Below are 25,371 nucleotides of genomic sequence, written 5' to 3'. Positions count from 1 at the left end.
ATTCCTGGTGAACGTACTGGCTTAAGCTTTGACGACGGGTGGACGATCCTTGCGGAAGGCATTCTTCACGGCGATCTTGCCGTCGCGGAAAGTGAAGATGTCGACCATGCGCGCTTCGATGCGCGTGCCGTCCGCCTTGGTGCCGGCAAAGGTCGATTCCGTCACGCCGCGCTGGCCGCTGACGAAGTGCTCCGGGTTGAGCCAGGCGGCGTCGGGAAAGGTTTGCCAGGCCAGTTCGAAACCGGCGCGCACGGCGTCGCGGCCGACAAAACTCTTGCCCAGCAAGTCTGGGCCGGCCACGGCGTGGAATTCGCAGTCGTCGGCCATGGCGGCCATCAGGGCCTCGATATCGTGACGGTTCCAGGCATCGCCGAAGGCTTGCAGGAAGTCGATGGTGACGGCGTCGGTGTGCGGTACAGGGTGGTTCATGGTGGTCTCCGTAAATCGTTTTTGATACGCTACGTTCCGTTTTTTGTCTTTTATTGAATTTAAGCCTTAAGCATGGCCTTGTCAAATCAAATAATCCAAAAAACGGGACGCCTTGTATTCTTTAATGAAATTATGATGTTTCCGTGACAATCTGTGAGAATTTGGTCACAACGCTTTGTCGGATGACGCCGGGCTTTCGCCCGGCTAATCCGACCTACGCCAGCGCCACGCGTACATTGGGTAGGTTGGATTAGCCTGAAAGGCGTAATCCAACAACACCCGTTACATCAAACGTAGTCTTTATATTTATCCAGGTGACGAATTGGTTTACTCAGCGCATCGCGGCGGAACGGGTCGCCCAGCTCGCGCGTGCACATGATTTCGATGATGGTCGTCTTGCCTTCATTCATCTGCATGTCGATCGCCTTCTTCAGGGCCGGACCCACGTCTTCCAGCTTGTCGACGGTGATGCCTTCGGCGCCCATGGCCCGCGCGATCTCGGCAAAGCTCTGGTTGTCGAGCTCGCCGGCCACGAAGCGGCGGTTGTAGAAATCGACCTGGTTCTTCTTTTCCGCGCCCCACTGGCGGTTGTGGAAGACCACGGCGGTGACGGGAATGTTGTGGCGCACGCAAGTCATCGTTTCCATCAGGCTCATGCCCCAGGCGCCGTCGCCCGCATACGACACGGCCGGACGGTGCGGCGCGGCAACCTTGGCGCCGATGATGGTCGGGAACGCGTAGCCGCAGTTGCCAAAGCTCATTGCCGCAAAGAAGCTGCGCGGCTTTTCAAAGCGCAGATAGCTGTTCGCCACCGAGTTGATGTTGCCGATGTCGGTCGACACCATCACGTCTTCCGGCATGGCTTTTTCCAGCTCGCGCAGCACCTGGCGCGGGTGCAGATAATTGCCCGGCTCTTTCTTCTGCTCTTCGATCATGTCCAGGCTATACGCATCTTTCTCGTGCGTCCAGTTCGTCAATTCCTCTTCCCACGCGGCCTTCTCCGCTTGCACGGTGGCATAGCGCTCGTCGCGCGTGGCGTCGCAGTCCAGCGTCTTGCCGTCCAGGCGGGCAATAATCGCTTTCGCGGCCGCCTTGGCGTCGCCGCAGATACCGACCGAAATCTTTTTGACCAGGCCCAGCATCTTGTTGTCGGCATCGATCTGGATGATCTTGGCATTTTTCGGCCAGTAATCCATGCCGTGCTGCGGCAAGGTGCCGAACGGTCCCAGGCGCGAACCGAGGGCGACGACGACGTCGGCCTTGGCGATCAGTTTCATGGCAGCCTTCGAACCCTGGTAGCCGAGCGGGCCGCACCACAGCGGGTGGCTGGCGGGAAACGAGTCGTTATGCAGGTAGCTGTTCACGACGGGCGCACCGAGGCGCTCGGCCAGGGCCTTGCACTCGTCGATCGCTTCGCCCATGACGACGCCGCCGCCGGAAATAATCACGGGGAACTTGGCCTTGGCCAGCAGTTCCGCCGCATCGTTGAGGCTTTGCTCGCCGCCGGCGCCGCGGTCCAGGCGGTTCGGCTTTGGAATCTCGGCCTTGATTTCGCCATAAAAATAGTCGCGCGGGATGTTCAGCTGCGTCGGGCCCATTTCCGACATGGCGCGGTCAAAGCAGCGGCCCGTGAATTCCGCCATGCGGGCGGGATTCGTCACGTGACCCTGGTATTTCGTGAATTCCTCGAACATCGGTAATTGGTTCGCTTCCTGGAAACCGCCCAGGCCCATGCTCATCGTGCCCGTTTCCGGCGTGATGATCACGACCGGGGTATGCGCCCAGTAGGCGGCGGCGATGGCCGTGACGCAATTGCTGATGCCGGGGCCGTTCTGGCCGATGACGACGCCGTGGCGGCCCGAAACGCGGGCATAGCCGTCGGCCATGTGGCCGGCGCCCTGCTCGTGCACGACGGGGATCAGCCGGATGCCGGCGGGGGCGAAGATATCCATCGGGTCCATGAAGGCCGAGCCCATGATGCCGAACATGTCGGTCACGCCATTGGCGGCCAGGGTTTCCACGAACGCTTCGGAAGGCGTCATCTTTTGCGGCCCGGTGGGGGTGGCCGCTGCGGCGGCGGCTTTTTGCTCGGTCATGTCATTCATGGGTGTCTCCTGGTCTGTGGTAATGAACTGCAACGTATTTATCAACTTATTTATCAAAAAACGGTATATTTTGTTCCGAAATTTGATATACAATTCAATTTAAGCGTTCGGCAATCAAAAGTCAAACAGAATTTCGAGGAAACGGTACAATTTGAGTTCGAAAATGAAATAAGCTGATGTAACACTCAGATACCCAACCGAGGCCACCATGGACATGATTTCATCCCCAAAACTTGAGCCGGAAAAACTGGAAGGCGACACGCCCACGATGCGTTTGTTTGCCTTGCTGGAAGTGATTGCCGAAAAAGACCAGTTGCTGTCGCTGCAAGCGCTGGTGGAAGAAACGGGACTGCCGAAGCCCACCCTGCACCGCATGCTGCAACAGCTGGAAAGCGTGGGCGTGCTGCAGCGCGAAAGCGACGGCCGCCACTACAGCACGGGCGTGCGCCTGCGCCGCCTGGCGTCGAACCTCTTGATTAACAACACCTTCCATGGCGCCCGCCGCATGGTCTTGCGCCAACTGGTCGAGGAAGTGGGCGAAAGCTGCAACCTGACGGCCTTCAGCGGCAGCGAAGTGGTGTACCTGGACCGGGTGGAAACGGCGGCGCCGCTGCGCTTCTACCTGCATCCGGGTTCGCGGGTGCCCGCGCACTGCTCGTCGAGCGGCAAGCTGTTCCTGGCGCAAATGACGCCCGTGCAACGGCGCCGCCTGCTGGGCCACATGGAATTGACGCGCTTTACGGACAAGACGGAAACGGACCCCGTCAAGCTCGAGCGCGAACTGGAACTGGTGCGCCGCAACGGCTATGCGCTGGACGACGAGGAATTCCTGCCCGGCCTGCTGTGCGTGGCCGTGCTGGTGCCGAACCCGAACGGCCGCTCGAACCTGGCCGTGGCCATCCAGGCGCCCATCATCCGTTTGACGCACGACAAGGCTTTACATTTCTTGCCAGCATTGCAACGCGCCGCGCAAGCCCTGGCCGCCATCGAATCGGAAACCATGCCGACGACGGGCGGGGACGACGACGCATTGCAGGCAGGTAATTCATAACCCCGTAGCGCCCCCGCTGCGGTTTCACAGGAGAACAAGGTGCCAGATTCACGCCAACATCCCCCCGCCGCCGCAGCGCAATCCTTGCAGTCCGTGCGCAGCCTGTTCCATATCGACAGCGACCTGCTCGTGCCCGTCTTCACGGAACGCGATCCGCACGTGCCCGACATTGATCCCGCCTACCGCTTCAACAAGGACGTGACCCTGGCGATACTCGCCGGCTTCACCCACAACCGCCGCGTGATGGTGCAAGGCTTGCACGGCACGGGCAAGTCCACGCATATCGAGCAAGTGGCGGCGCGCCTGAACTGGCCTTGCGTGCGCGTCAACCTCGATGGCCATATCAGCCGCCTGGACCTGGTCGGCAAGGACGCCATCGTGCTGCGCGAACAGCAGCAGGTGACGGAATTTCAGGAAGGCATCGTGCCCTGGTCCTTGCAGCGCCCCGTGGCACTGATCTTCGACGAGTACGACGCGGGCCGCCCCGACGTGATGTTCGTCATCCAGCGCATCCTCGAGCGCGACGGCAAGTTCACCCTGCTCGACCAGAACCGGGTCATCACGCCCCATCCCCATTTCCGCCTGTTCGCCACCTCGAACACGGTGGGCCTGGGCAACCTGAACGGCATGTACCACGGCACGCAAGTGCTCAACCACGCGCAGATCGACCGCTGGAACATCGTTGCCACGTTGAACTATTTGCCGCAGGACGAAGAAACGGACATCGTGCTGGCGCGTGTCCCCGCCATGAATGACGCGGCGGGCCGCCAGCTGGCAAGCCGCATGGTGGCCGTGGCCAGCCTCACGCGCCACGGCTATGCGGCGGGCGACCTCGCGTGCCTGATGTCGCCGCGCACGGTGATCACCTGGGCCGAGAATTGCCAGATCTTCCGCGACCCGGCCCTGGCCTTCCGCCTGTCCTTCCTCAACAAATGCGACGAGGCCGAGCGGCCCATGGTGGCCGAGTACTACCAGCGCTGTTTCAATGAGGAATTGCTGGCGAGCCAGGCATGAGCACGGAAACGACCGCGCCTGCCGCCTACACGCGCGAGCAGCAGGAAACGGACGAGTTGTGCGCGGGCGCCATCCGCGCGCTGAGCGGCGTTGCCTCCATCCGCTACCGGGGCCGGCGCCTGCACGACGGCCACCGCCCCCTGCCCATCCACGCCGCCCACCTGCAGCCCGATGTGGCGCTACAGGATTTACCCTCGCTGCGCGGCGCGGCCGACAGCGTGGCACTGCGGCTGTTGCATACGGACGCTGCCCTGCACAGGTCGCTGTGCCCGCTTGACCCCGTGGCGCGGCTCGTCTTCGAGCTGCTGGAGCAACTGCGCGTGGAAACCCTGGCGCCAGAGCAGCATGCGGGCGTCATCGCCAACCTGCGCCACCGTTTTACGGCATGGTCGCACGCGTTCTACGATTCCGGCCTGGCCGAGGGCGCATCGGGCTTGCTCTTGTATACAGTGTTCCAGATGTGCTGGTCGCGCCTGACGGCCCGGCCCGTGCTGGAAAAGACGGAAGATTTTATTGAAGCGACGCGCTGGTCCCTATCCTCGCAACTGAGCGGCGACCTGGCGGGCTTGCGCCGCCACCGCGCCGACCAGGCGGCCTTTGCGCGCCACGCGCTGGCCATCGCTCACGCCGTCGACGCCATGCTGAAAGAGGCGCAGGCGGCGCGCGACGGCAGCCAGGACGACGCGGGCGACGCCAAGGCGCAGGCAGCCTTCAAGCTGCTGCTCGATTTCGACAGCGACAACGACCACCTTCCCGATGCCGCCCCGCTGGGCGACAGCCGCGCCTTCAGCGATGGCGATGGCGGCTACAAGGCGTACTGCACGGCCTACGACCGTGAAGACAAGGCGGGCGAGCTCGTGCGCCGCGCCCTGCTGCTCGAATACCGCGAACGCATGGACGCGCGCATCGCCAGCCTGGGCATCAACACGGCCCGCCTGGCGCGGCGTTTCACGCAACTGCTGGCCGTACCCCAGCGCGACGGCTGGTCGTTCGGCGAGGAAGAGGGATACATCGACGGCCGCCGCCTGGCCCAGCTGATCAGCTCGCCGTCCGAGCGTAGGCTGTTTCGCAAGGAACAATTCCTGCCGCAGGCCGATTGCCTCGTCACTTTTCTTGTCGATTGCTCCGGTTCCATGAAGACGCACGCGGAATCCGTGGCCGTGCTGCTCGACATATTGCTGCGCGCGCTGGACCAGGCGGGCATCACGACGGAATTGCTGGGCTTTACGACGGGCGCGTGGAACGGGGGAAGAGTCAAACGCGACTGGATGCGCGCCCGCTCGCCCGCCAATCCGGGCCGATTGAACGAGCTCGTGCACATGGTGTTCAAGGATGGCGAGACGAGCTGGCGCCGCGCGCGGCCCGATATCGCCGCCCTGCTGAAGGCGGACCTGTACCGCGAAGGCGTCGATGGCGAAGCCCTGGATTGGGCGTGCACGCGCATGCTGGCGCGGCCCGAGCGGCGGCGTATCCTGCTCGTCGTATCAGATGGTTGCCCGATGGATACGGCCACGAATCTGGCGAACGACGAGTTTTACCTGGCGCAGCACCTGAAACAGGTGGTGGTGCGCCGCGAAGCGCAGGGCGCCGTGGAAATCTGCGGGCTGGGACTGGGCCTGGACCTGGGCGCCTACTACAGCCGCAGCCTGGCTACCACCCTGCCCGCCTCGCTGAACAATGAGTTGTTCAGCGAGATCGCGCAATTGCTCGCCGGGCGCAGCCGACGCTGATCAAGCGCGGGGCTTGCGGCGGCGCGCCATCACGCCGGCCAACGCCAGGCCCGTCAGCAGCATCACATAGGTTTCCGGTTCCGGCACGGCACTGATGTATTCATACGTCACTTCCACGCGGCCGGAGGCGGCCGTCTGGAACTGCGTCAGCAAATTACCGGAACCGCTGCCTGTCGAGGAACCGAGGGCATTCAAACCCAGGTAGATCAAACCGCCGCCCACCGAAGAAAACAGGGCGAAGTCGCTGGCGCTGCCGCTCGTGTAGCTGTTCGACCCCGTGCTCGAACGGGGGCCCGTGCTGGCGCCCGACGTCCCCGCGAAGTCGATGCTGCCATCGAAGGCGCTCAGCGCGAACGTTTGCGTGAACAGCGGATTGGCCACCAGCAAGGTGGAGTTGTCGGGACGGTACAAGGTCAGCAGCGAGGCCAGGCTCAGGGTCACGTCGGACGCCCCGGCATCCAGACTTTCCGCCTTGCCGCTGCCCTGCACGCCCCCTTCCAGATGGAACTTGATCGACGTCAAGGTACCCAGGTTGCTGTCGAACTTGCCCAGTCCCAGGGTATCTGACCAATTGGTGGCACCCAGGGCGCGGTCGGCGCTGAAGCTGATGGTCTGGGTGGCCGCCTGGGCGGAAGATGCGGCGCCAAGGCCTAACGCGGCGGCGGCGGCCAATGCGATGAGAGATTTGTGCATCGATGACTCCTGTTCATTCAATGAGGGGACGTGGATCATGCAGTGATTCACACGGGGAACGCGAGGGTATCCCCTCGCGCCGCAGCCCGGCAATGCGGCTATCCAGGCAATTCATTGTAATAAATGAAAGAGTCGCAATATACTCAGTTTGTTGCAATTTTAAAAATAAGTATTGTTATTTTTATTTCCCAGGAAACGATCAAACAAGAGGACGAATGAAGCGCAGCACCTTTGCTGGCGCCTCAATCGACGCAGTAACGCACGGCATGCGCTTCCATCGGCAGCGGGATTTCCCAGTTCCACAGCATCGATTGCAGCTTCTTGTTGCTGAGCGACGTGTCGCGCTGGCCGTTGCGCCGCAGTAATTCCTTGCGCGGCTGCTCCAGATACACGAGCTCCACCTGTGCATGGTATTTGTACAGCAAGTTGAGCGTCTTTTCGCGCATCAGCTTGGACAGGTGCGTGGCGTTCCACACGAACGGTTCGCCCTTGCGCAACAGCTCGCGCGCCCGCTCTTCCGCGTAATCCCCCACCTGTCCTTCGTTCTTGCCGTGCTTCAAGCCCAAGGCCGTCCGCGCATCGTCGAAGGACACGACGGGCAGGCGCGGGTGGTGCTTGTCCACCCACGTATTCTTGCCCGACGCGGGCAAGCCCGACATCACGATCACGTGCGAGCCCGGCTCCTGGAACAGGGGGTAGTCGGGATGCGCCTCGGCGCCGCGAAAGTATTTGACGCGCGTATGGTCGTCGACGAAGGCCCTGCGCTGGCCATAGCAGCCTTCCTCGCGCGCCAGCTCGCGGAACAGCTCGATGGCGTCGAGAATGCGCTGCGGGTCGGGACAGATGCGGCCGCGGATATCGGCTTCGGCCAGCATGGCCAGCAGCCGGATATCGACCTGCCACGACAGTTCGCGCACGGTGAACTCCGGCGTGACGCCGCGCCGCGATTGTTCCAGCGCAAAGAACGGCACTTGATGGACGTTAATAAGGCGGCAGATTTCCTCGCGCACGGCAAACGGCACGTCAACATCCCACAGGGCGATGCGCGCATCGAGGGCGCCCTTGCGCGAGTGACCGGGCTGGCCGATGGCGCCCGTCACCGGGTCGATCACTGTGGTGCTGCACTTGGCCACGTCGTGCAGCAAGGCGGCCAGGAACACGATTTCCTGCTGCGCCCGCGTCGCTTGCTGGTAGTCGGGCATGGCCAGCAGAGATTCCACCACCATCATGGTATGCGTCCACACGTCGCCTTCCGCGTGATACACGGGGTTTTGCGGCGTCGTCTTCGCCAGCTCCAGCTGCGGGAAGGCGGCCAGGCAGGCACTGAAATCGGGCGACTGGCCCGCCGTCGGCACCAGTTGTTGTAACTGTTTCCAGTTCATCTTGTACTCCTTGAAAATATTGCCAGTTCGTCCAGCGACTGGCAGGTATGCAAGCCCAGGCTCTCCCACGTGACGAGCGGCTGCGGCGCGTACAGGTCGACGCCGTCGGCCAGCTGGTTCGGGATCAAGGGCCGCGTGCTGTGATGCGAGCCGCTGTCGAGGATGGTTTGCGTAAAGTCATGCCGGACCAGCTTGTAGCGGGCCAGCACTTGCTCGTCGTCTTCCACTTTCAGGTACAGGCCTTCCGCGTGATCGGACTTGTCCGTCTGTTTCCAGCACAGGTCCAGCGGCAGGCGTTCGCGCGCCACCACGTTTTCAAAGGCGTCGCGCCACAGCAGGGACTTGGCCAGCGAATGGCGCAGCAGCTGCCACAGCTGTTTCGGCGACGCGGGCATCAGCCCAGCGTACAGCACGGGCACGGACAGCACGGGCGAGCCGGCCAGCATGGCGTGGCGGCGCGCCGTCGACAAAAACATCTGGCTGCGGCGGCAATACACGTCGAACTCGTTGAAGTAATGGGGCAAGCGGTCGTAAAACACGGAATGCTTGCTGTAAGACCATTCGCCAAACAGCACAAACTGGTCTTCCAGCAAGCCCAGCAAGGCGTGTTCATGCGCGTGCGCCCACGGTTTCAACAGGTTGAACTGGCGTTCGCTGCCGCCGCCCGCCAGGTAATGGCCGCGCGACTGCAGCAGCACCTCGCCCGCATCGCTGAATGACACGGCGGAGTTGGCGCCATCGATTTTTTCCTCGATGACGACGTACCGGCCGGCCAGCTTTTTCAGCGGCATCTGGTCGGAACCATCGTCGCCGTCCTGCAGGCGCGAGCCTTCCAGGTGCGGCGTGCGCGGGTATTTGAATAAAGGCAAAGATTGTAAAAACATAGCGTCCCACGCCGCGTTCACCGGGGCGTGTCCATACAGGGTCAGGGGTGCTGACGACGTGTTCGGGCGTGGACGATCAAGACCTGGGTCTCGGATACGTGTGCGGAAAGAGCAAAAACAGTGCCGCAGCAATCGGGGGCGTCAACGCGCCGAACGATGCTGCAGAGAGCATTTCGTCAGCGTTAGCAGGTGATGGCGAAGTAGCGAGGCACTTTTGGCTCCAATAAGGAAGAGGTTCGAGAAAGAACCGCGAATATAAAGCCTGTTTGATTATTTTGCAAGTACCGCACGATTAGTGCAGCAATTGCGGCACGGCCGCCGCCATCAGCGACAGGCCGATCAGGGTCAGCACGGCAAACGCGATGCGGCGCATGCCGCGCTGCGCGATCGGCGGCGGGTAGCGCTTGCCAGCCATCGTGGCCAGCACGCCCACGGGCAAGGCCAGCGCGCACAGCAGCAACACTTTCCCATCGAGCTGGCCCTGGCTGCCCGCCATCAGCGAACGTCCGCCCGCGCTGATGGCGAACAGAAAGATCAGGCTGTAGCGGATGGTGGTTAAACTCATTTCCTGGCGATAAAACTGATACACGAGCGGCGGGCCGGCCAGCGAAAACAGGCCCGAGAACAGGCCGCCGCACACGCCGCTGATGAAAAAGCTGCGTTTATCCGCCGCGCCCGGTCCCGGCGGCGCCTGCAGCAGGATGCTGACGCCGCCATACACGATGGCCGCGCCCAGCAACAGTTTCAGCACGGGCGCATACGCCTGGTCCAAATATCCCAACAGCAACACGCCGGCCGCCATGGCCGGCAGCAAGCCGATGCTGGCCGCGCGGATGGCGCGCCAGTCCAGGTGGTGCAAGGCGCCCGGCAAGGCCACGAGGCAATTGGCCAGGGACAACAAACTGACGAGGGCCGCCAGCGCGGGCACGGGCGCCAGGCCGAGGCCGCTGGCCACGCCCATGACGATCATGCCCAGGCCAAAGCCCGTGACGGTCTGGAAATACGTGCCGGCCGCCACCACGCCCAGCAGCGCCAGCACGGGCAAGCTGAACAACTCAGCGCCCACCCTGGGCCTGCACGGACGTGACGGCAATCACGTTATACACGTCGTCGGCGCTGCAACCGCGCGACAGGTCGTTGGCGGGTTTCTTCAAGCCTTGCAGCAAGGGGCCGATGGCGACGGCGCCGCCCATGCGCTCGGCCAATTTATAGCCGATATTGCCCGCGTCGAGGTTCGGGAACACCAGCACGTTCGCGCGGCCGTTGACCACGGAATCCTTCACTTTTCTCTGCGAAATCTCGGCCACGATGGCCGCGTCGAGCTGCACGTCGCCATCGATGGCCAACAGCGGACGCTGGGCCTTGACCCGGTCCGTGGCCGCATGCACCTTGTCGACGGCCGCGTGGTGGGCGCTGCCGCTGGTGGAAAACGACAGCATGGCCACGCGCGGTTCTTCCATCAGCAAGGCTTGCGCGCTGTCGGCGGCGGCCATGGCGATGTCGGCCAGTTCCTCGGCCTTCGGGTCCACGACCAGGGCGCAGTCGGAAAAGATGAAGCCGCCCTTGAGGCTGTGAAACGGTTCGCACAGCATCATCAGGAAAAAGCTGGACACGAGCTTGAAGGCCGGGTCGACGCCGATGATCTGGATGGCGCTGCGCACCACGTCGGCCGTCGTGTGCACGGCGCCCGCCACGCAACCGTCGGCGTCGCCCAGGCGCACCATCAGGTTGGCGTAGCACAGCGGATCCTGCACGGCGATGCGCGCCTGCTCCACCGTCATGCCCTTGGCCTGGCGCAGCACGAACAATTGCTGGGCATAGTGTTCCGACTCGTCGGACGTTGCCGGGTCGACCAGGCGCACGGCATCGAGGTTCAGCCCGTGCTCGTGCGCCAGGGCCAGGATGGCGGCCGGCTTGCCGACGAGGGTGATGTGCGCCAGGCCTTCGGCAGCCGCACGCGCGGCCGCCCGCAGCACGCGCGCATCGCCGCCCTCGCACAACACGATGTTTTTCGGCACGGCACGGGCTTGTTCGATGATGCGGTGCAGGGCTTTCATGGCGACTCCAATTCAGTAAAAAAAGTGCCGGAACCATGGAAGCATAAAGATGGTTCCGGCACATAAAACCCGGCAAGCCGGGGTCATACAAGGATCGGTCAGGGTAGTGTCGGATGACGCCGGGCTTTGCCCGGCTAATCCGACCTACGCCAGCACCACGCGTCAATTGCGTAGGTTGCGTAGGTTGGATTAGCCTGAAAGGCGTAATCCAACAACACCCGTTACATCAAACGTAGTCTTTATACTTATCCAGATGACGCACCGGCTTGCTCAGCGCATCGCGGCGGAACGGGTCGCCCAGCTCGCGCGTGCACATGATTTCGATGATGGTCGTCTTGCCTTCATTCATCTGCATGTCGATCGCCTTCTTCAAGGCCGGCCCCACGTCTTCCAGCTTGTCGACGGTGATGCCTTCGGCGCCCATGGCGCGCGCAATTTCCGCGAAGCTCTGGTTATCGAGCTCGCCGGCCACGAAGCGGCGGTTGTAGAAATCGACCTGGTTCTTCTTTTCCGCGCCCCACTGGCGGTTGTGGAAGACCACGGCGGTGACGGGAATGTTGTGGCGCACGCAGGTCATCGTTTCCATCAGGCTCATGCCCCAGGCGCCGTCGCCCGCATACGACACGGCCGGACGGTGCGGCGCGGCAACTTTCGCGCCGATGATGGTCGGGAACGCGTAACCGCAGTTGCCAAAGCTCATCGCCGCAAAGAAGCTGCGCGGCTTTTCAAAGCGCAGATAGCTGTTGGCCACCGAGTTGATGTTGCCGATGTCGGTCGACACCATCACGTCTTCCGGCATGGCTTTTTCCAGCTCGCGCAGCACCTGGCGCGGGTGCAGATAATTGCCCTGCTCTTTCTTCTGCTCTTCGATCATGTCCAGGCTGTACGCATCCTTTTCATGGGTCCAGTTCGTTAATTCCTCTTCCCACGCGGCCTTCTCCGCTTGCACCGTGGCGTAGCGCTCGTCGCGCGTCGCGTCGCAGTCCAGCGTCTTGCCATCGAGGCGGGCAAGAATCGCCTTGGCGGCCGCCTTGGCGTCGCCGCAGATGCCCACGGAGATTTTCTTGACCAGGCCCAGCATCTTGTTGTCCGCGTCGATCTGGATAATTTTCGCGTTCTTCGGCCAGTAATCCATGCCGTGCTGCGGCAAGGTGCCGAACGGTCCCAGGCGCGAACCCAAAGCGACGACGACGTCGGCCTGGGCGATCAGTTTCATCGCCGCTTTCGATCCTTGATAACCGAGCGGGCCGCACCACAGCGGGTGGCTGGCGGGAAACGAGTCGTTGTGCAGGTAGCTGTTGACGACGGGGGCGCCCAGGCGCTCGGCCAGGGCCTTGCACTCCTCGATCGCTTCGCCCATGACGACGCCGCCGCCCGAGATAATCACGGGGAACTTGGCCTTGGCCAGCAATTCGGCCGCATCGTTGAGGCTTTGCTCGCCGCCGGCGCCGCGGTCCAGGCGGTTCGGCTTTGGAATCTCGGCCTTGATTTCGCCATAAAAATAGTCGCGCGGGATGTTCAGCTGCGTCGGCCCCATTTCCGACATGGCGCGATCAAAACAACGGCCCGTGAATTCCGCCATGCGGGCGGGATTGGTCACGTGACCCTGGTATTTCGTGAATTCCTCGAACATCGGCAACTGGTTCGCTTCCTGGAAGCCGCCCAGGCCCATGCTCATGGTGCCCGTTTCCGGCGTGATGATGACGACCGGGGTGTGCGCCCAGTAGGCGGCGGCGATGGCTGTCACGCAATTGCTGATGCCGGGGCCGTTCTGGCCGATGACGACGCCATGGCGGCCCGAAACGCGGGCATAGCCGTCGGCCATGTGGCCGGCGCCCTGCTCGTGCACGACGGGAATCAGCCGGATGCCGGCGGGGGCGAAGATATCCATCGGGTCCATGAAGGCCGAGCCCATGATGCCGAACATGTCGGTCACGCCATTGGCGGCCAGGGTTTCCACGAACGCTTCGGAAGGCGTCATCTTTTGCGGGCCTACTGGAACGGCAGCGGCGGCGGCTTTTTGGTCGGACAAATCGGTCATGGCTCAGTCTCCTTACGGTTTTATAAAAAATCGGTATATTTTGTTCCGATATTTGAAATACGTGTTCAATTTAACGGTTGCGAAATGCGCTGTCAATGAAAATTCATGAAAAATCGGACTGTTTCATTCCTGAATCCGGAATCCGTGACTTAGGTCCACTCCTGAAACAACGATGGCGGCTTATCCGCAACAGACAAGCCGCCATCGTTTTTCTACGCCGCCGCGCTTAGAACTTCAGGCGCATGCCGGCCGTGAAGGCGCTCGAGTTATGGCCCGGCAAGGGCACGCTGCCGCCGCTCGATGCGTCGCCGACAAAGTTGGTGCCTGCGCCATCGTTGCTGATGCGCCCGTACGAGGTGTACAGGTTGGTGCGTTTCGACAAGGCGTAGGTGTAGCCGATGGCCAGCTGGCGCCCGCCGCGGTGCGCATTCGTGCGGTCATCCTTGCGGATGTACGAGGCCATCACGCTGCCCGCCGCGCCCACGGGGGCCGACACGCCCAGCATGTAGTCGCGGAAATCCGTGCCCGCATCGTCCTTGTCCGTTTCATACGCGGCGTGCAATTTGGCAGGGCCGAAGTCGTAGGTACCGCCCAGCAAGGTGACTTTCGCCGTGTTCAGCGGCGTATCCTTGCGGTTGTCGTGCGCCAGGGTCAGCACCAGCGGGCCGTTGGCATAGTCGATGGAAAAGTCGATGGTGCGGCCCAGGGTATTGCTGTCCGGCTTTTCGCCCAGGCCATACATGACGGCGGCCGACAAGCCGTTCACCTTTGGCGTCTCGTACATGATGGAGTTTTTCGTACGCAGGCTGGCCACGCTCATCAGGTTGATCGAGGCGCCCGTCATACCCGTCTCGAAGGGGTCGATATTGTCGAGCGCGGTGAACAGCGGGTTGTGCTGCAAGCCCAGGTTCACGGCACCGAAGCCGCCCGACAGGCCCACATAGGCCTTGCGCCCGAACAAGGCGCCCTGGCGGTAGGCGCCCGTGTCGAGATCGAGGCCATTTTCCAGCAAAAAGTTGGCCTTTAAATTGTTGCCCAGGTCTTCCGTGCCCTTGAAGCCGATGCGGCTGCCCGACTGCACGCCGGTGGCCAGCTTGGTGACGGAACCGTCCGCGCCGCCGTGCTCGGACGTGAGGCCCGCGTCGAGCAAGCCGTACACGGTGACGGACGACTGGGCGCCGGCGCTGCCGGCGGCGAAGGAAGCCAGGATGGCTGCCGCTACGAGTGTGTGTTTCATGTCATCTCCAGGTATTGTGGTTTTTATGGGTGCTTCAAACAGAATCAACAACGGTGCTGCAGACTGCGGTAAATGCGGCAACTCAGGCGATCAGCCCGGCCATCGGCGACGAGGGCGAGGCGCTCATGACGCCTGCTCTCCGGGGCATGCGTCCGGCCAGATAGGCCTCGCGTCCACCCTGCACTGCCAGTTTCATGGCGCGCGCCATGCGTATCGGTTCGCGCGCCGCCGCGATGGCGGTATTCATCAAGATGCCGTCGCAGCCGAGTTCCATGGCGATGGCCGCATCCGACGCCGTGCCCACGCCTGCGTCCACCAGCACGGGCACACGGGCTTGCTCGATGATCAGGGACAGATTCCATGGATTGAGAATGCCCATGCCCGAGCCGATCAGGGATGCCAGCGGCATGACGGCGATGCAGCCGATGTCTTCCAGCATGCGCGCCTGGATGGGGTCGTCGCTGCAATACACCATCACCTGGAAGCCGTCGCGCACCAGCTGCTCCGCCGCCTTTAACGTTTCCGGCATATTCGGGAACAGGGTCTTTTCGTCGCCGAGCACTTCCAGCTTGCACAACTGGTGGCCGCCCAGCAGCTCGCGCGCCAGCTGCAGGGTGTAGACGGCGTCGCGCGCGTTGTAGCAGCCGCCCGTGTTGGGCAGGATCGTGTATTTCGACGGCGGGATGAAGTCGAGCAGATTCGGCTCGCCCTTTGCCTGGCCGATATTCACCCTGCGGATGGTCACGGTAACGATCTCGGCGCCGCTTTCCTCGATGGCGAGGCGCGTCTCCTCGAAATCCTTGTACTTGCCGGTGCCCACCAGCAGGCGCGACTGGTAGGTGGTGCCGGCCAGGGTCAGGCCGACGGGGGGTTGGCTGGGGGTGGCGTCGTCTCTCATCGTGGTGCTCTCCTAAGTTGAACCAAAGCGGCTTCTTGCCGGGGTGGCTCGCCGCAAAACGCAAAATCGACTTCCGGCCGCCGTCCCGACACGAGGTCGGCGATCGCCCTGCCCGCGCCGCAGCCCATGGTCCAGCCCAGGGTGCCGTGGCCCGTGTTGAGATAGAGCTGGCGGTAGCGCGTGGCGCCGATGTAGGGCACGTTCGAGGGCGTGAGCGGACGCAAGCCGGCCCAGTAGACGGGGTCGCTGTAATCGCAGGCATGGGGAAACAGCGTTTGCACGCGGCGCGTGATGGCGGCGCAGCGCACGGGATTGAGTTCGCGCGTGTAGCCGTTCAGCTCGCACGTGCCCGCCACGCGCAGGCGCTCGCCCAGGCGCGAAAACACCAGCTTGTGGCCATCGTCCGTCAGCGACACGCTCGGTGCGCTGACGGGGTCGATGATCGGATAGGTGGCGGAATAACCTTTGCCCGGATACAGCATCAATCGGATGCCCAGCGGCTGCAGCAGCGGTGCGGAAAAGCTGCCCATGGCCACCACGACGGCATCCGCATGTTCGAGGCGATGACGCCCCTGCGCATCGATGCATTCCACGCCCGTGATGCGTGCGCCATCAGCCAGCAGCCGCGTCACCGTCGTGCAGTACTGAAAATCCACGCCGGCCGCCGCCGCACGGGCAGCCAAGGCCGTGGTAAACAGATGCACGTCGCCCGATTCGTCGCTGGCAGTAAAATCACCGCCCACGATGTGGCTGCGCGCATGGCGCAGGGCCGGTTCCAGCCGGATCACTTCATCGGCGCTGACGGTATTGCGCGGACAGCCCAGCTCGCGCAAGAGCGCGGCGCCCGCTTGCGATTTATCAAACTCCTGCTGGTCCGTATAGAAATGCAGGATGCCCCGCTCGAGATGGTCATAGGCGATGCCCGTCTCGCGGCGCAGGGCTTGCAGGCTCTGGCGGCTGTACTCGGCCAGGGCGACGATCTGGCGCATATTGCGTGACACCCTGGACGGCAGGCATTCGCGCAGATAATGCAGCGCCCACTGCCATTGCAGCGGGTCCAGGCGGGGACGGAACAGCAGCGGCGCATCGTCCTTGCCCAGCCAGCTCACGACCTTGCGCAGGGTGGCGGGATTGGCCCACGGTTCCGCGTGCGAGACGGAAATCTGCCCGCCGTTGCCGAAACTGGTTTCCTGCGCGGCGCCCGCCTGGCGCTCGAACACGCGCACGTCGTGGCCCGCCTGACGCAAGTACCAGGCCGATGCCGTGCCGACCACGCCGGCGCCGAGAACGAGGATCTTCATGGCGGGGCCGTTCCGTTTAACGCGTCAGCAGGACGGCGATGGCGACGAAGGCGGCGATCCACACGGTCTCCATCACGAGCATGATGACGGGACGCCAGCCCAGCGAGGCCAGCGACTGGAACGAGGTTTTCACGCCCAGGGCGGCGATGGCGATGACGAGGCAGGCGCGCGAGGCATTGTTGATCCAGCCATTCACTTCCTGCGGAATCAGGCCCAGGCTGTTGGTGATGACGAGCCAGACAAAGCCGATCAGGAAAAACGGCACCAGCGGCGGCGCATCGACTTCGCTCTTGCCGTCCTTGCGCTTGAACATGATCGACAGGCCCAGCACGACGGGTACGAGGCAGGCGACGCGCGTCAGTTTCACGAAGGTGGCGACGTCGCCCGTATGGTTGCTCACCAGATAGCCGGCACCGACCACTTGCGCCACGTCGTGGATGGTGCCGCCGATGAACACGCCCGCTTCCGTCGGGTCAAAACCCAGCAGCTTGACCAGCAGCGGGTAGACGATCATGGCCAGGGTGGACAGCGAGGTCACGCCCACCACCGTCAGCAGGGTGAATTTCTCGTTTTCCTTGGTTTGTGGCAGCACGGCCGAGATGGCCAACGCAGCCGAGGCGCCACAGATGGCCACGGAGCCGCCCGACAAAATGCCTTCCGTGATGGGGCGTTTCAGCCATTTGGCCAGCAGGTAGCCGAAGCCCAGCGTGGCGATCAGGCCGCCGACGACGATCAATAACGGCGTCACGCCCACGGAAGCGATCTGGTTGAAGGTGATGCGCGCGCCCAGCAAGGCCACGCCCGTACGCAGCAGCACCTTGCTGCAAAACTCGATGCCGGGCTTGCAGGTGGGGTCGGACGCGAGGAAGTGGAAGGCCAGGCCGAAGAACAGCGCGTACAGGAGCTGGGGGCCGCCGTAATTGCTGGAAATAAAGGTGGCCGACAGGGCGATCACCAGCGCGATGGCCACGCCGGGCCAGCTGCGCAGCACGGCCCGGGGCCGCCAGATGGCGATGGCGGAAGACAGGTAGGGGATGTTCTTGTCGACAACGCGTGTTATCGCTGAGGAGTTAGTTTTCATGCTGGTCCGCTCATAATGTTTTAAAAATTGGGACATTTCATCTCGTTTTTTAATAATACACGATGAGCTAGCGAAGTCCATGCTTTTCCATGAAAATCGAAACCAGATGTTCCGGAAACTGACGTTTTAATGATGTCAGCGCCGTAAACGACAAGCGGCGCGGCCCTTGGCAGGGACGCGCCGCTCTTTACTTAAGAGTTAAAAAGTTACTTTTTGTTCAAGCGCGTGATCAGGCTGGAGGTGTCATAACGGTTGCCGCCCGCCTGCTGCACTTCGCCATAGAACTGGTCCGTCAAGGTCGTCACGGGCAAGTCGCTGCCGTTGCGCTTGGCTTCGGCGAGGCAGATGCCGAGGTCCTTGCGCATCAGGTCGACGGCAAAACCGAAGTCGAACTTGCGCTCGATCATGGTCTTGCCCCGGTTTTCCAGCTGCCACGACTGTGCCGCGCCCTTGGAAATCACGTCCACGACCAGGGCCGCATCGAGGCCCGCGTTTTCCGCAAAGGCAATGCCCTCGCTCAAGGCTTGCACCAGGCCCGCGATGCAGATCTGGTTGACCATTTTTGTGAGCTGGCCGGAACCGGAGGCGCCCATGTAGGTGACGGCGCGCGAGAACAGGGCGATGACGGGCTCGGCACGTGCATACGCTTCCGCATCGCCGCCCACCATCACGGTCAGCTTGCCGTTTTCCGCACCGGCCTGGCCGCCGGATACGGGCGCGTCGAGGAAGAACACGCCCTTCTCTTTCGCCGCCGCGTGGATGGTGCGCGCCGCTTCGGCCGAGGCCGTCGTATGGTCGATCAGGATGCTGCCCGGCGCCATGGCGGACAGCAAGCCACCCTCTTCCAGGATGACTTGATACAGATCGTTATCGTTGCCGATGCAGGTGAAGACGAACTCGGCACCGGCAGCGGCGGCGGCCGGCGTGGCGGCGCTGCTGCCCTTGTGCTGCTCCAGCCAGGCGGCCGCGCGGGCCGGGTTGCGGTTGTACACGGTGACGTCGTGCCCGCCCGCCGCCAGGTGACCTGCCATGGGGAAACCCATGACGCCCAAACCGATGAATGCCACTTTTGCCATATTGTCCGTCCTGTCGATGAATGAATCCGATTATTGTTGCACAAACAGTCGCCGCCGGCAGCATCAAGGCGCGGGAGCGCGCCGATAATACATGTCGAACTCTTCCTCGCCATCGGGCACGAAGCCGTGACGCACATAGAAGCGGTTCGCCTCGCTGCCGCGCAAGGCGCCCACGCGCACGCTCTTGCGGGCCGCATCGGCCTCGGCAAACACGCGCGCCAGCACGGCCGCGCCCATGCCTTGCCGCTGGCATTCCGGCGCCAGGTAGAGGTGGTCGAGCAGCAAATAATCCGCTTGCGGGCGCAACACATAAAAGCCGGCCAGCGCGCCGCCAAGGCGCAACTGCCAGGTGCAATCGGGGTCGTAGGTGGACAGGAAACGCTGGCGCGCACGCTGCGGATCATAGCGGCCGATGCGCTCCAGGCTGTCGCGCATGGCGGCCACGCGCAGGCTGGCCAGCGCCTCGCCATCGGCGATGCTGGCAGGTACGAAGGTCAGCATGGCGTCACAGCAGGTCGCACAATGCCGCCATCAACGCCGCGCACTCAGCCGGATTACCGATGCTGATGCGCAAATACTGGCTGATGCGCGGTGCATTGAAATGGCGCACGATCACGGAGCGGGCGCGCAAGCCGGCCGCCAGTTGCGCCGCGTCATGCTGCGGATGGCGGGCGAAGACAAAGTTGGCCACGGACGGCAGTACCTCGAAGCCCAGCGCAGTCAAATCCGCCGTCAGCTGTTCGCGGCTGGCGATCACGGCCTGGCGCGTCTGCTGGAAATACGCTTCGTCGTGCAGCGAGGCCACGGCGCCAGCCAAGGCCAGCCGATCCAGCGGATACGAGTTGAAACTGTTCTTCACGCGCTCCAGCGCCTCGATCAGGTCCGCATGACCGAAGGCGCAGCCGACGCGCAAGCCGGCCAGCGAACGCGACTTCGAGAACGTCTGCACCACCAGCAAGTTCGGATACCGGTCGACCAGGGCCACGGCGCTCTCGCCACCGAAATCCACATACGCTTCATCGACCACCACCACGGCGTCGGGATGGTCGCGCAGCAAGGTTTCCACGCCGGCCAGCGGCAAGTCCACGCCCGTCGGCGCGTTGGGATTCGGAAAGATGATGGCGCCGCACGGCCCCCGATAGTCTTCTGGGCGGATGCGCATGGTGTCGTCGAGCGCGACCGTGCGGTAATCGATGCCGTACAGCTTGCAATACACGGGATAGAAGCTGTAGCTGATGTCGGGGAACAGCAGGGGCGCGTCGTGTTTGAGCAAGGCCATGAAGGCCAGCGCCAGCACTTCGTCGGAACCGTTGCCCACAAACACTTGGTCGCTGCTGAGGCCATGGTAGGCGGCCAGGGTTTGCTTCAGTTCGCTGGCCGCGGGATCGGGGTAGAGGCGCAGGCTGTCGTTGGCCGCTTCGCGCAGCGCGGCCAGCACCTGGGGCGACGGACCGTAGGGGTTTTCGTTGGTGTTGAGTTTCACCAGGTCGGGCAGTTTCGGCTGCTCGCCCGGGACGTAGGGGGTCAGCTCGCTGACGATGTTGCTCCAGAATCGGCTCATTGCTTGGGTTCGCGGGATGGGGGATCGGGTAGATTAACATAGGCTGAGCAGGGTCAAGGCGGGCGCCATCGGCGAGAGGTAGCGTGGACAGCATCGGCATCGGCCCCAAGCGAAGAGGACGTGGCATGAACAGCATGCACAAGCTGAGCGTACGCAGGTGCGGCAAGGCGCACTGACGCAACAGGCGCGCCAGCGCAAGATCGAGGCATGGATGCGGGTTGCTACCAGCCTCGGCGAACAGATCGCCGTCGAATTGCAGACTGCCACGGGTCAGCTACAGGGCGAAGGAGTGGCCGACTTGCAGCGCGTGACGGGGCTGGCGCAACGCTTGGCAAGCAATAGCAAAGCCATGCGCGATACCCTCGGGACACTGTTTGACAGCGGTGAAAAAAGCGAGGAGCATGCAGTGACAAGCACGGAGGATTGCGCCATGGACGAGCAAGTCAACGCACTGGGAAAAGACATGGCTGGTGTGAAGCTGGACGTTGCTGATTTGAAGGTTGATGTGGCTGGCATCAAGGTGGATGTGGCCGGTCTGAAAACGGATGTCACTGGCCTCAAGGTGGATGTTGCTGGTCTGAAAACGGATGTCGCTGCTCTCAAGACCGATGTCGGCGTTCTCAAGACGGATGTCAGTGGCTTGAAACTGGACCTCGCTGTGGTGCGCTCCAATTATGCGACCAAGTCAGATGTGGCTGAGGCGAAATCGGCTGTCATCCTGTCGTGCGTGGGGACGATCATTGCCATGTCGGGCGTCGCGTTTGCGGTGGCCAAGCTCGTGCACTAGCTTGCGGTAGTGGGGACGCTGGCTTTCAAAGTCTGAATGGAGGAAAAAACGCCTTGCGCTGCGCGCTTTGGGCGGTTTTTTCTACCTGCATTGATACGTTGGTGGTTTTTTGGCGTTGCGGGTATAAAAAAAGCTCCCTTGCGGGAGCTTCTCTTATGTATTCTGGCGGAGAGGGTGGGATTCGAACCCACGGTACGATTTAACGTACGCTTGATTTCGAGTCAAGTACATTCGACCACTCTGCCACCTCTCCGTTTACTGCGGTCTATTCATTCAAACTGGCATGCCTGTTTGAACGAGGCGCTATTTTAGCATGGGTGTTGTTGGGTTGGGTAGAGGTTTATTGGTGATTTGCAACTGATTGCTGGCAAACCAAAACCTATCTGGGCGATTCGGGGAGCCTCGCGCGAGTACGCGCTCGTCTTCGAATCCCACGCGTACGCCCCGCAGGGGGCGTACTCCTCTTCGCCGCCACAAATAAAAAAAGCTCCCTTGCGGGAGCTTTCTCTATTTGTTCTGGCGGAGAGGGTGGGATTCGAACCCACGGTACGATTTAACGTACGCTTGATTTCGAGTCAAGTACATTCGACCACTCTGCCACCTCTCCATTTGCTGCGGTCTTTCCTCGCATTGCTGCGAGAAGGCAAGATTATAGCAGCCGCTTGAAAAAATGGAAGGACTATTTTGCGCCTTCCATTCATCCGGCTGCCCTAAGCTTTTAAGCCTTCAGATGCGTCAGGCCGCCCATGTATGGGCGCAGCACTGGCGGGATCTCGACACTGCCGTCCGCTTGCTGGTAGTTTTCCAGCACGGCGACCAGGGTGCGGCCCACCGCCAGGCCGGAGCCGTTCAGGGTGTGGGCCAGTTCCGGTTTGCCTGCGGCATTGCGGAAACGTGCCTGCATGCGGCGGGCCTGGAAGGCTTCCGTGTTCGACAGGGACGAGATTTCACGGTAGGTGTTCTGCGCCGGCAGCCACACTTCCAGGTCGAAGGTCTTGCTGGCCGTAAAACCCATGTCGCCCGTGCACAGCGACATCACGCGGTATGGCAGGCCCAGGCGTTGCAAGATCGTTTCCGCGTGGCCCACCATCTCTTCCAGCACCTGGTACGAGGTGTCCGGGTGCACCACTTGCACCATTTCCACCTTGTCGAACTGATGCTGGCGAATCATGCCGCGCGTGTCGCGGCCGTAGCTGCCCGCTTCCGAACGGAAGCATGGCGTGTGGGCAGTCATCTTCAGGGGCAATTGATCGAGCGCCAGGATTTCATCGCGCGCGATGTTGGTCAGCGACACTTCCGACGTCGGGATCAGGTAGAAGGTCTCGCCCTCGCCTTCCACGCCGCCTTTTTTCACCGAGAACAGATCGGCTTCGAATTTCGGCAGCTGGCCCGTGCCGCGCAGCGAATCGGCGTTGACCATGTATGGCGTATAGCATTCCGTGTAGCCGTGCTCGTCAACATGGGTGTTGAGCATGAATTGCGCCAGTGCGCGGTGCAGGCGGGCGATGCCGCCCTTCATGACGGAGAAGCGCGAACCGGTCAGCTTGGTGGCCACTTCGAAATCGAGGCCCAGCGGGGCGCCCACGTCGACGTGATCCTTGACTTCGAAATCGAACGTGCGCGGCGTGCCGACCTTGCGCACTTCCACGTTGCCCGACTCGTCCGTGCCTACCGGCGCCGATTCGTGCGGCAGGTTCGGCACGGCCATGATGAATTCGCTCAGCTTGGCTTGCACCAGGGTCAGGGCCGCTTCATCGGCTTTCAGTTCATCGCCCAGGCCAGCCACTTGCGCCATCACGGCCGAGGTGTCTTCCCCTTTGCCTTTCAACATGCCGATTTGCTTGGACAGCGCATTGCGCTTGCCCTGCAGCTCTTCGGTGCGCGTCTGGATCGCCTTGCGTTCGGCTTCGAGGGCGGTAAAACCTGCCACGTCGAGCTGGAATTTGCGCGTCGCCAGGCGTTCTGCGACGTTTGCGATGTCTTTACGGAGAAGTTGGATATCTATCATGGGTGGATGGCGGTGCCGATGTATCGAAAGCACTCATTGTACCAAGACCCGTTCAGTTCTTTATGAGTTTTGCACACGCCCTGCCATCGTCATGGCGGCATGGCCGGGCACTCGCGCCCGCTTTAAGGCCGATGCTTAGATAAAGGCGGCTTTTTCGGCAGCGGTCAGACGGCGGGCGCTGACGGTGACGACGGGCATGGTGCTGTCGGCGGCCTTGGCAATCAGGGTCGACGTGGCGCTCACTTCCACCGTGTTGGCGCCGGCGGTGGCGAAGCTGCTGCCGATGGCCAGGACGGCGGCGGCGATAAAGGCGATTTCCATGTTTTTCAGTGCGTTCATGATGTTACTCCTGGTTGGTTTGCGTCGTTGACTGCTGCTGGTATGGTGGTACTTTAGCCAACGGCGGCAAACAAGGCCACCGGCTTGCGACCGGCGGCGAAAAACAGGGAGCGAACGGTGAAAAACAGGGACTGAAACGCAAAGAATAGTTACAAGGCCTCATGCACCAGGCGGCCCAGGCGGCCGATGGCCTGCTCGATGCGCGGCGTCCAGGCATTGCCGCAATTGAGGCGCAGATAATTGCCGAACTTGCCCGAAGCCGAGAACAGCTGGCCCGGCATATACGCCACGCCGTCGGCGATGGCCTGGCCATGCAGGGCCAGCGCATCGACTTGCGGCGGCAGCTGCACCCACAGCACGAAACCGCCCTGCGGCTCGGACAGCATGCACTCAAGCGGAAAGCTGGCCGCCACGGCATCGGACATGCGCGCGATGCGCTGCACCAGGGTGCGCCGCATCTTGCGCAGCTGCTGGTCATAGCTGCTGCCTTCCAAAAAATCGGCCAGCACGGCCTGGAAGAAATGGCTGGTGGCGCCGCTCGACACGGTTTTCAGCAGGGCCACTTCCTGCGCGAAACGCCCGGCCAGCACATAGCCCACGCGCGCGGCGGGCGTGATGGCCTTGGAAAACGAGGAACACAGCAGCACATTGCCGCTCGTGTCGTAGGCCTTCACGGGCCACGGGCGCTGCGGCGCAAAACACAGGTCGCCATACACATCGTCTTCCACCAGCGGAATATTGAATTCCGACAGCAGCCCCGCCAAGCGCTTCTTGTTGGCTTCCGGCATGACGCAGCCGAGCGGGTTATTCGCGTTCGGCACGAACAGGCAAGCCTGCACGAGGCCGGCGCGCAAAGCCAGCTCCAGCGCGTCAAGCGACGGCCCCGTCTTCGCATCGGTGGGAATTTCCAGCGCCTTCATGCCCAGGCTTTCGATCATCTGCAGCAGCACGAAATACGTGGCCGACTCGATGGCGATGGTGTCGCCCGGTTTGGCCACGGCGCGCAGGCACAGGCTGATCGCTTCCGTGCAGGAATTCGTCACGACGATCTCGTGCGGGTCCAGCTTGCCCCAGTCCAGCGCGCGGCGCGCGACCTGGCGCAGGAAATTGCCTTCGCTGACGTCATAGCAGCTGACCTTGCTCAACAAGGCGGGTTCGCGCCGCGCCACCGCGCTGATGGTGCGCTGCATGCGCTTGATGGGCAGTATCTCGTCGGGCGGCCAGGCCGTGCCCAGCTGTACGATGCTGGGCGTCTCGTTGTCCTTCAGCACGCGCATCAACAGATTGTTGATGCCGACAAAGGCCGGCTCCTTCAAATGCTGGGCGTCCGCGCTGCAGGGCCGGCGCGGCGCCCGGTGGCGCACGAAATAGCCGGACTGGGGCCGCGCATCGACCTGCCCGCGGTCTTCCATCAGGCGCAAGGCTTGCATCACGGTGCTGACGGAAATGCGCTTTTGCTGCGCCAGGTGGCGGATCGACGGCAGACGGTCGCCGGGCGCGAACACGCGCGCGTCGATCAGGGCGCCCAGCTCGTTGGCCAGGTGCTCGTACAGATTCAAAGACGCATTCATGTTCATCCCTTCAGTATGCGGCTGCCGCGCGCGGCACGCACAGATACAGTTGCCCGTTTTTTTGACAAGCACAGTGTACGACGAAGCACACTGTATGCATGACAATTTCGGTTTCCTGCATCTGTC

22 protein-coding genes and 2 tRNA genes are annotated in these 25,371 nt (G+C 62.5%); 4 read left to right on the top strand and 20 right to left on the bottom strand.

Going from position 1 to position 25,371, the window contains the following annotated elements; translation table 11 throughout:
* Positions 1–21 precede the first annotated feature (21 nt).
* A complete protein-coding gene (locus tag ACQ4WQ_RS24835; protein WP_070290384.1) occupies positions 22–429 on the bottom strand; it encodes a nuclear transport factor 2 family protein in 408 nt (135 codons plus the stop codon).
* 287 nt (positions 430–716) lie between these two features.
* A complete protein-coding gene (gene xsc / locus ACQ4WQ_RS24830) occupies positions 717–2,525 on the bottom strand; it encodes a sulfoacetaldehyde acetyltransferase (RefSeq protein ID WP_436500774.1) in 1,809 nt (602 codons plus the stop codon).
* A gap of 223 nt (positions 2,526–2,748) precedes the next feature.
* Between xsc (ACQ4WQ_RS24830) and ACQ4WQ_RS24825 the strand changes: the two genes are divergently transcribed.
* Genes ACQ4WQ_RS24825 through ACQ4WQ_RS24815 form a run of 3 tightly spaced genes read left to right on the top strand, consistent with a single transcriptional unit; the run spans position 2,749 to position 6,329 of the window.
* Entirely contained in the window at positions 2,749–3,585 is an 837-nt protein-coding gene (locus ACQ4WQ_RS24825; RefSeq protein WP_369811606.1) for an IclR family transcriptional regulator, read from the top strand.
* Positions 3,586–3,624: 39 nt separating this feature from the next.
* Positions 3,625–4,599, top strand: coding sequence for an AAA family ATPase (locus tag ACQ4WQ_RS24820; protein WP_436500732.1), 975 nt, complete (start codon positions 3,625–3,627; stop codon positions 4,597–4,599).
* Complete coding sequence (locus ACQ4WQ_RS24815) at positions 4,596–6,329, top strand: cobaltochelatase CobT-related protein (protein WP_436500730.1); 1,734 nt, start codon at positions 4,596–4,598, stop codon at positions 6,327–6,329. The genes ACQ4WQ_RS24820 and ACQ4WQ_RS24815 overlap by 4 nt, the downstream gene beginning before the upstream one ends.
* Here ACQ4WQ_RS24815 and ACQ4WQ_RS24810 read toward each other — a convergent pair whose 3' ends face one another.
* The 13 genes from ACQ4WQ_RS24810 to hisC all read right to left on the bottom strand — a co-directional run bounded on the left by ACQ4WQ_RS24810 (position 6,330) and on the right by hisC (position 20,540).
* Positions 6,330–7,022, bottom strand: a complete 693-nt coding sequence (locus ACQ4WQ_RS24810) for a choice-of-anchor E domain-containing protein (RefSeq protein WP_436500728.1) — start codon at positions 7,020–7,022, stop codon at positions 6,330–6,332.
* Positions 7,023–7,264: 242 nt separating this feature from the next.
* Entirely contained in the window at positions 7,265–8,404 is a 1,140-nt protein-coding gene (locus ACQ4WQ_RS24805) for an AAA family ATPase (RefSeq protein ID WP_436500726.1), read from the bottom strand.
* The gene (locus ACQ4WQ_RS24800) at positions 8,401–9,288 is read right to left on the bottom strand and encodes an RNA ligase family protein (protein WP_436500724.1); all 888 of its coding nucleotides are present in this window, start codon (positions 9,286–9,288) and stop codon (positions 8,401–8,403) included. Before ACQ4WQ_RS24800 ends, ACQ4WQ_RS24805 begins: the two co-directional genes overlap by 4 nt.
* Before the next feature lie 292 nt (positions 9,289–9,580).
* On the bottom strand, positions 9,581–10,342 hold the full coding sequence (locus ACQ4WQ_RS24795; RefSeq protein ID WP_326457062.1) for a sulfite exporter TauE/SafE family protein: 762 nt from the start codon (positions 10,340–10,342) through the stop codon (positions 9,581–9,583).
* A gap of 1 nt (position 10,343) precedes the next feature.
* The gene (pta, locus tag ACQ4WQ_RS24790) at positions 10,344–11,345 is read right to left on the bottom strand and encodes a phosphate acetyltransferase (protein ID WP_436500722.1); all 1,002 of its coding nucleotides are present in this window, start codon (positions 11,343–11,345) and stop codon (positions 10,344–10,346) included.
* A 226-nt stretch (positions 11,346–11,571) separates the two neighbouring features.
* Positions 11,572–13,386 (bottom strand): sulfoacetaldehyde acetyltransferase, encoded by a 1,815-nt coding sequence (gene xsc / locus ACQ4WQ_RS24785; RefSeq protein WP_436500720.1) that lies wholly within the window; start codon positions 13,384–13,386, stop codon positions 11,572–11,574.
* A 226-nt stretch (positions 13,387–13,612) separates the two neighbouring features.
* Positions 13,613–14,623, bottom strand: a complete 1,011-nt coding sequence (locus tag ACQ4WQ_RS24780) for a porin (protein WP_436500718.1) — start codon at positions 14,621–14,623, stop codon at positions 13,613–13,615.
* 82 nt (positions 14,624–14,705) lie between these two features.
* Positions 14,706–15,521, bottom strand: coding sequence for a thiazole synthase (locus ACQ4WQ_RS24775; RefSeq protein ID WP_436500716.1), 816 nt, complete (start codon positions 15,519–15,521; stop codon positions 14,706–14,708).
* Entirely contained in the window at positions 15,518–16,822 is a 1,305-nt protein-coding gene (locus tag ACQ4WQ_RS24770) for a D-amino acid dehydrogenase (protein WP_436500714.1), read from the bottom strand. The genes ACQ4WQ_RS24775 and ACQ4WQ_RS24770 overlap by 4 nt, the downstream gene beginning before the upstream one ends.
* 16 nt (positions 16,823–16,838) lie before the next feature.
* Complete coding sequence (locus ACQ4WQ_RS24765; RefSeq protein ID WP_083287284.1) at positions 16,839–17,903, bottom strand: YeiH family protein; 1,065 nt, start codon at positions 17,901–17,903, stop codon at positions 16,839–16,841.
* Between the two features lie 206 nt (positions 17,904–18,109).
* Positions 18,110–18,979: an NAD(P)-dependent oxidoreductase gene (locus tag ACQ4WQ_RS24760; protein WP_128139945.1), complete on the bottom strand. Its 870-nt coding sequence runs from the start codon at positions 18,977–18,979 to the stop codon at positions 18,110–18,112.
* A gap of 63 nt (positions 18,980–19,042) precedes the next feature.
* Positions 19,043–19,480, bottom strand: coding sequence for a GNAT family N-acetyltransferase (locus ACQ4WQ_RS24755; protein ID WP_436500711.1), 438 nt, complete (start codon positions 19,478–19,480; stop codon positions 19,043–19,045).
* A gap of 4 nt (positions 19,481–19,484) precedes the next feature.
* Positions 19,485–20,540, bottom strand: coding sequence for a histidinol-phosphate transaminase (hisC, locus tag ACQ4WQ_RS24750; protein ID WP_436500709.1), 1,056 nt, complete (start codon positions 20,538–20,540; stop codon positions 19,485–19,487).
* Positions 20,541–20,697: 157 nt separating this feature from the next.
* Here hisC and ACQ4WQ_RS24745 point away from each other — a divergent pair, with 157 nt between their 5' ends.
* On the top strand, positions 20,698–21,327 hold the full coding sequence (locus ACQ4WQ_RS24745) for a hypothetical protein (protein WP_436500707.1): 630 nt from the start codon (positions 20,698–20,700) through the stop codon (positions 21,325–21,327).
* 163 nt (positions 21,328–21,490) lie between these two features.
* Here the strand turns inward: ACQ4WQ_RS24745 and ACQ4WQ_RS24740 are convergent.
* The 5 genes from ACQ4WQ_RS24740 to ACQ4WQ_RS24720 all read right to left on the bottom strand — a co-directional run bounded on the left by ACQ4WQ_RS24740 (position 21,491) and on the right by ACQ4WQ_RS24720 (position 25,245).
* Positions 21,491–21,580: transfer RNA gene (locus ACQ4WQ_RS24740), tRNA-Ser, on the bottom strand.
* Between the two features lie 264 nt (positions 21,581–21,844).
* Positions 21,845–21,934 (bottom strand) — tRNA-Ser (locus ACQ4WQ_RS24735).
* 111 nt (positions 21,935–22,045) lie between these two features.
* Positions 22,046–23,335 carry a serine--tRNA ligase gene (serS, locus tag ACQ4WQ_RS24730; RefSeq protein ID WP_070225012.1) on the bottom strand — a complete coding sequence of 430 codons (1,290 nt, stop codon included), beginning with the start codon at positions 23,333–23,335 and terminating at the stop codon, positions 22,046–22,048.
* A 135-nt stretch (positions 23,336–23,470) separates the two neighbouring features.
* Entirely contained in the window at positions 23,471–23,674 is a 204-nt protein-coding gene (locus ACQ4WQ_RS24725; RefSeq protein ID WP_086139439.1) for a hypothetical protein, read from the bottom strand.
* A gap of 149 nt (positions 23,675–23,823) precedes the next feature.
* Complete coding sequence (locus tag ACQ4WQ_RS24720) at positions 23,824–25,245, bottom strand: aminotransferase-like domain-containing protein (RefSeq protein WP_436500704.1); 1,422 nt, start codon at positions 25,243–25,245, stop codon at positions 23,824–23,826.
* Between the last annotated feature and the right edge of the window lie 126 nt (positions 25,246–25,371).

The organism is Janthinobacterium goodfellowi (assembly GCF_051380695.1).
In the GTDB taxonomy this organism is placed as follows: Bacteria; Pseudomonadota; Gammaproteobacteria; order Burkholderiales; family Burkholderiaceae_D; genus Janthinobacterium.
Note: the sequence above shows the minus strand (reverse complement) of the source record. Positions and strands in the feature narration are given on the sequence as shown.

Bases quoted from the DNA above. Each gene is read 5' to 3' on its own strand.
- ACQ4WQ_RS24770 (WP_436500714.1), bottom strand. From the start codon at position 16,822: ATGAAGATCCTCGTTCTCGGCGCCGGCGTGGTCGGCACGGCATCGGCC.
- ACQ4WQ_RS24805 (WP_436500726.1), bottom strand. From the start codon at position 8,404: ATGAACTGGAAACAGTTACAACAACTGGTGCCGACGGCGGGCCAGTCG.
- ACQ4WQ_RS24810 (WP_436500728.1), bottom strand. From the start codon at position 7,022: ATGCACAAATCTCTCATCGCATTGGCCGCCGCCGCCGCGTTAGGCCTT.
- hisC (WP_436500709.1), bottom strand. From the start codon at position 20,540: ATGAGCCGATTCTGGAGCAACATCGTCAGCGAGCTGACCCCCTACGTC.
- ACQ4WQ_RS24815 (WP_436500730.1), top strand. From the start codon at position 4,596: ATGAGCACGGAAACGACCGCGCCTGCCGCCTACACGCGCGAGCAGCAG.
- ACQ4WQ_RS24760 (WP_128139945.1), bottom strand. From the start codon at position 18,979: ATGGCAAAAGTGGCATTCATCGGTTTGGGCGTCATGGGTTTCCCCATG.
- ACQ4WQ_RS24825 (WP_369811606.1), top strand. From the start codon at position 2,749: ATGATTTCATCCCCAAAACTTGAGCCGGAAAAACTGGAAGGCGACACG.
- ACQ4WQ_RS24755 (WP_436500711.1), bottom strand. From the start codon at position 19,480: ATGCTGACCTTCGTACCTGCCAGCATCGCCGATGGCGAGGCGCTGGCC.
- ACQ4WQ_RS24835 (WP_070290384.1), bottom strand. From the start codon at position 429: ATGAACCACCCTGTACCGCACACCGACGCCGTCACCATCGACTTCCTG.
- ACQ4WQ_RS24765 (WP_083287284.1), bottom strand. From the start codon at position 17,903: ATGAAAACTAACTCCTCAGCGATAACACGCGTTGTCGACAAGAACATC.
- xsc (WP_436500720.1), bottom strand. From the start codon at position 13,386: ATGACCGATTTGTCCGACCAAAAAGCCGCCGCCGCTGCCGTTCCAGTA.
- ACQ4WQ_RS24725 (WP_086139439.1), bottom strand. From the start codon at position 23,674: ATGAACGCACTGAAAAACATGGAAATCGCCTTTATCGCCGCCGCCGTC.
- ACQ4WQ_RS24780 (WP_436500718.1), bottom strand. From the start codon at position 14,623: ATGAAACACACACTCGTAGCGGCAGCCATCCTGGCTTCCTTCGCCGCC.
- ACQ4WQ_RS24720 (WP_436500704.1), bottom strand. From the start codon at position 25,245: ATGAATGCGTCTTTGAATCTGTACGAGCACCTGGCCAACGAGCTGGGC.
- pta (WP_436500722.1), bottom strand. From the start codon at position 11,345: ATGAAAGCCCTGCACCGCATCATCGAACAAGCCCGTGCCGTGCCGAAA.
- ACQ4WQ_RS24800 (WP_436500724.1), bottom strand. From the start codon at position 9,288: ATGTTTTTACAATCTTTGCCTTTATTCAAATACCCGCGCACGCCGCAC.
- xsc (WP_436500774.1), bottom strand. From the start codon at position 2,525: ATGACCGAGCAAAAAGCCGCCGCCGCAGCGGCCACCCCCACCGGGCCG.
- ACQ4WQ_RS24775 (WP_436500716.1), bottom strand. From the start codon at position 15,521: ATGAGAGACGACGCCACCCCCAGCCAACCCCCCGTCGGCCTGACCCTG.
- serS (WP_070225012.1), bottom strand. From the start codon at position 23,335: ATGATAGATATCCAACTTCTCCGTAAAGACATCGCAAACGTCGCAGAA.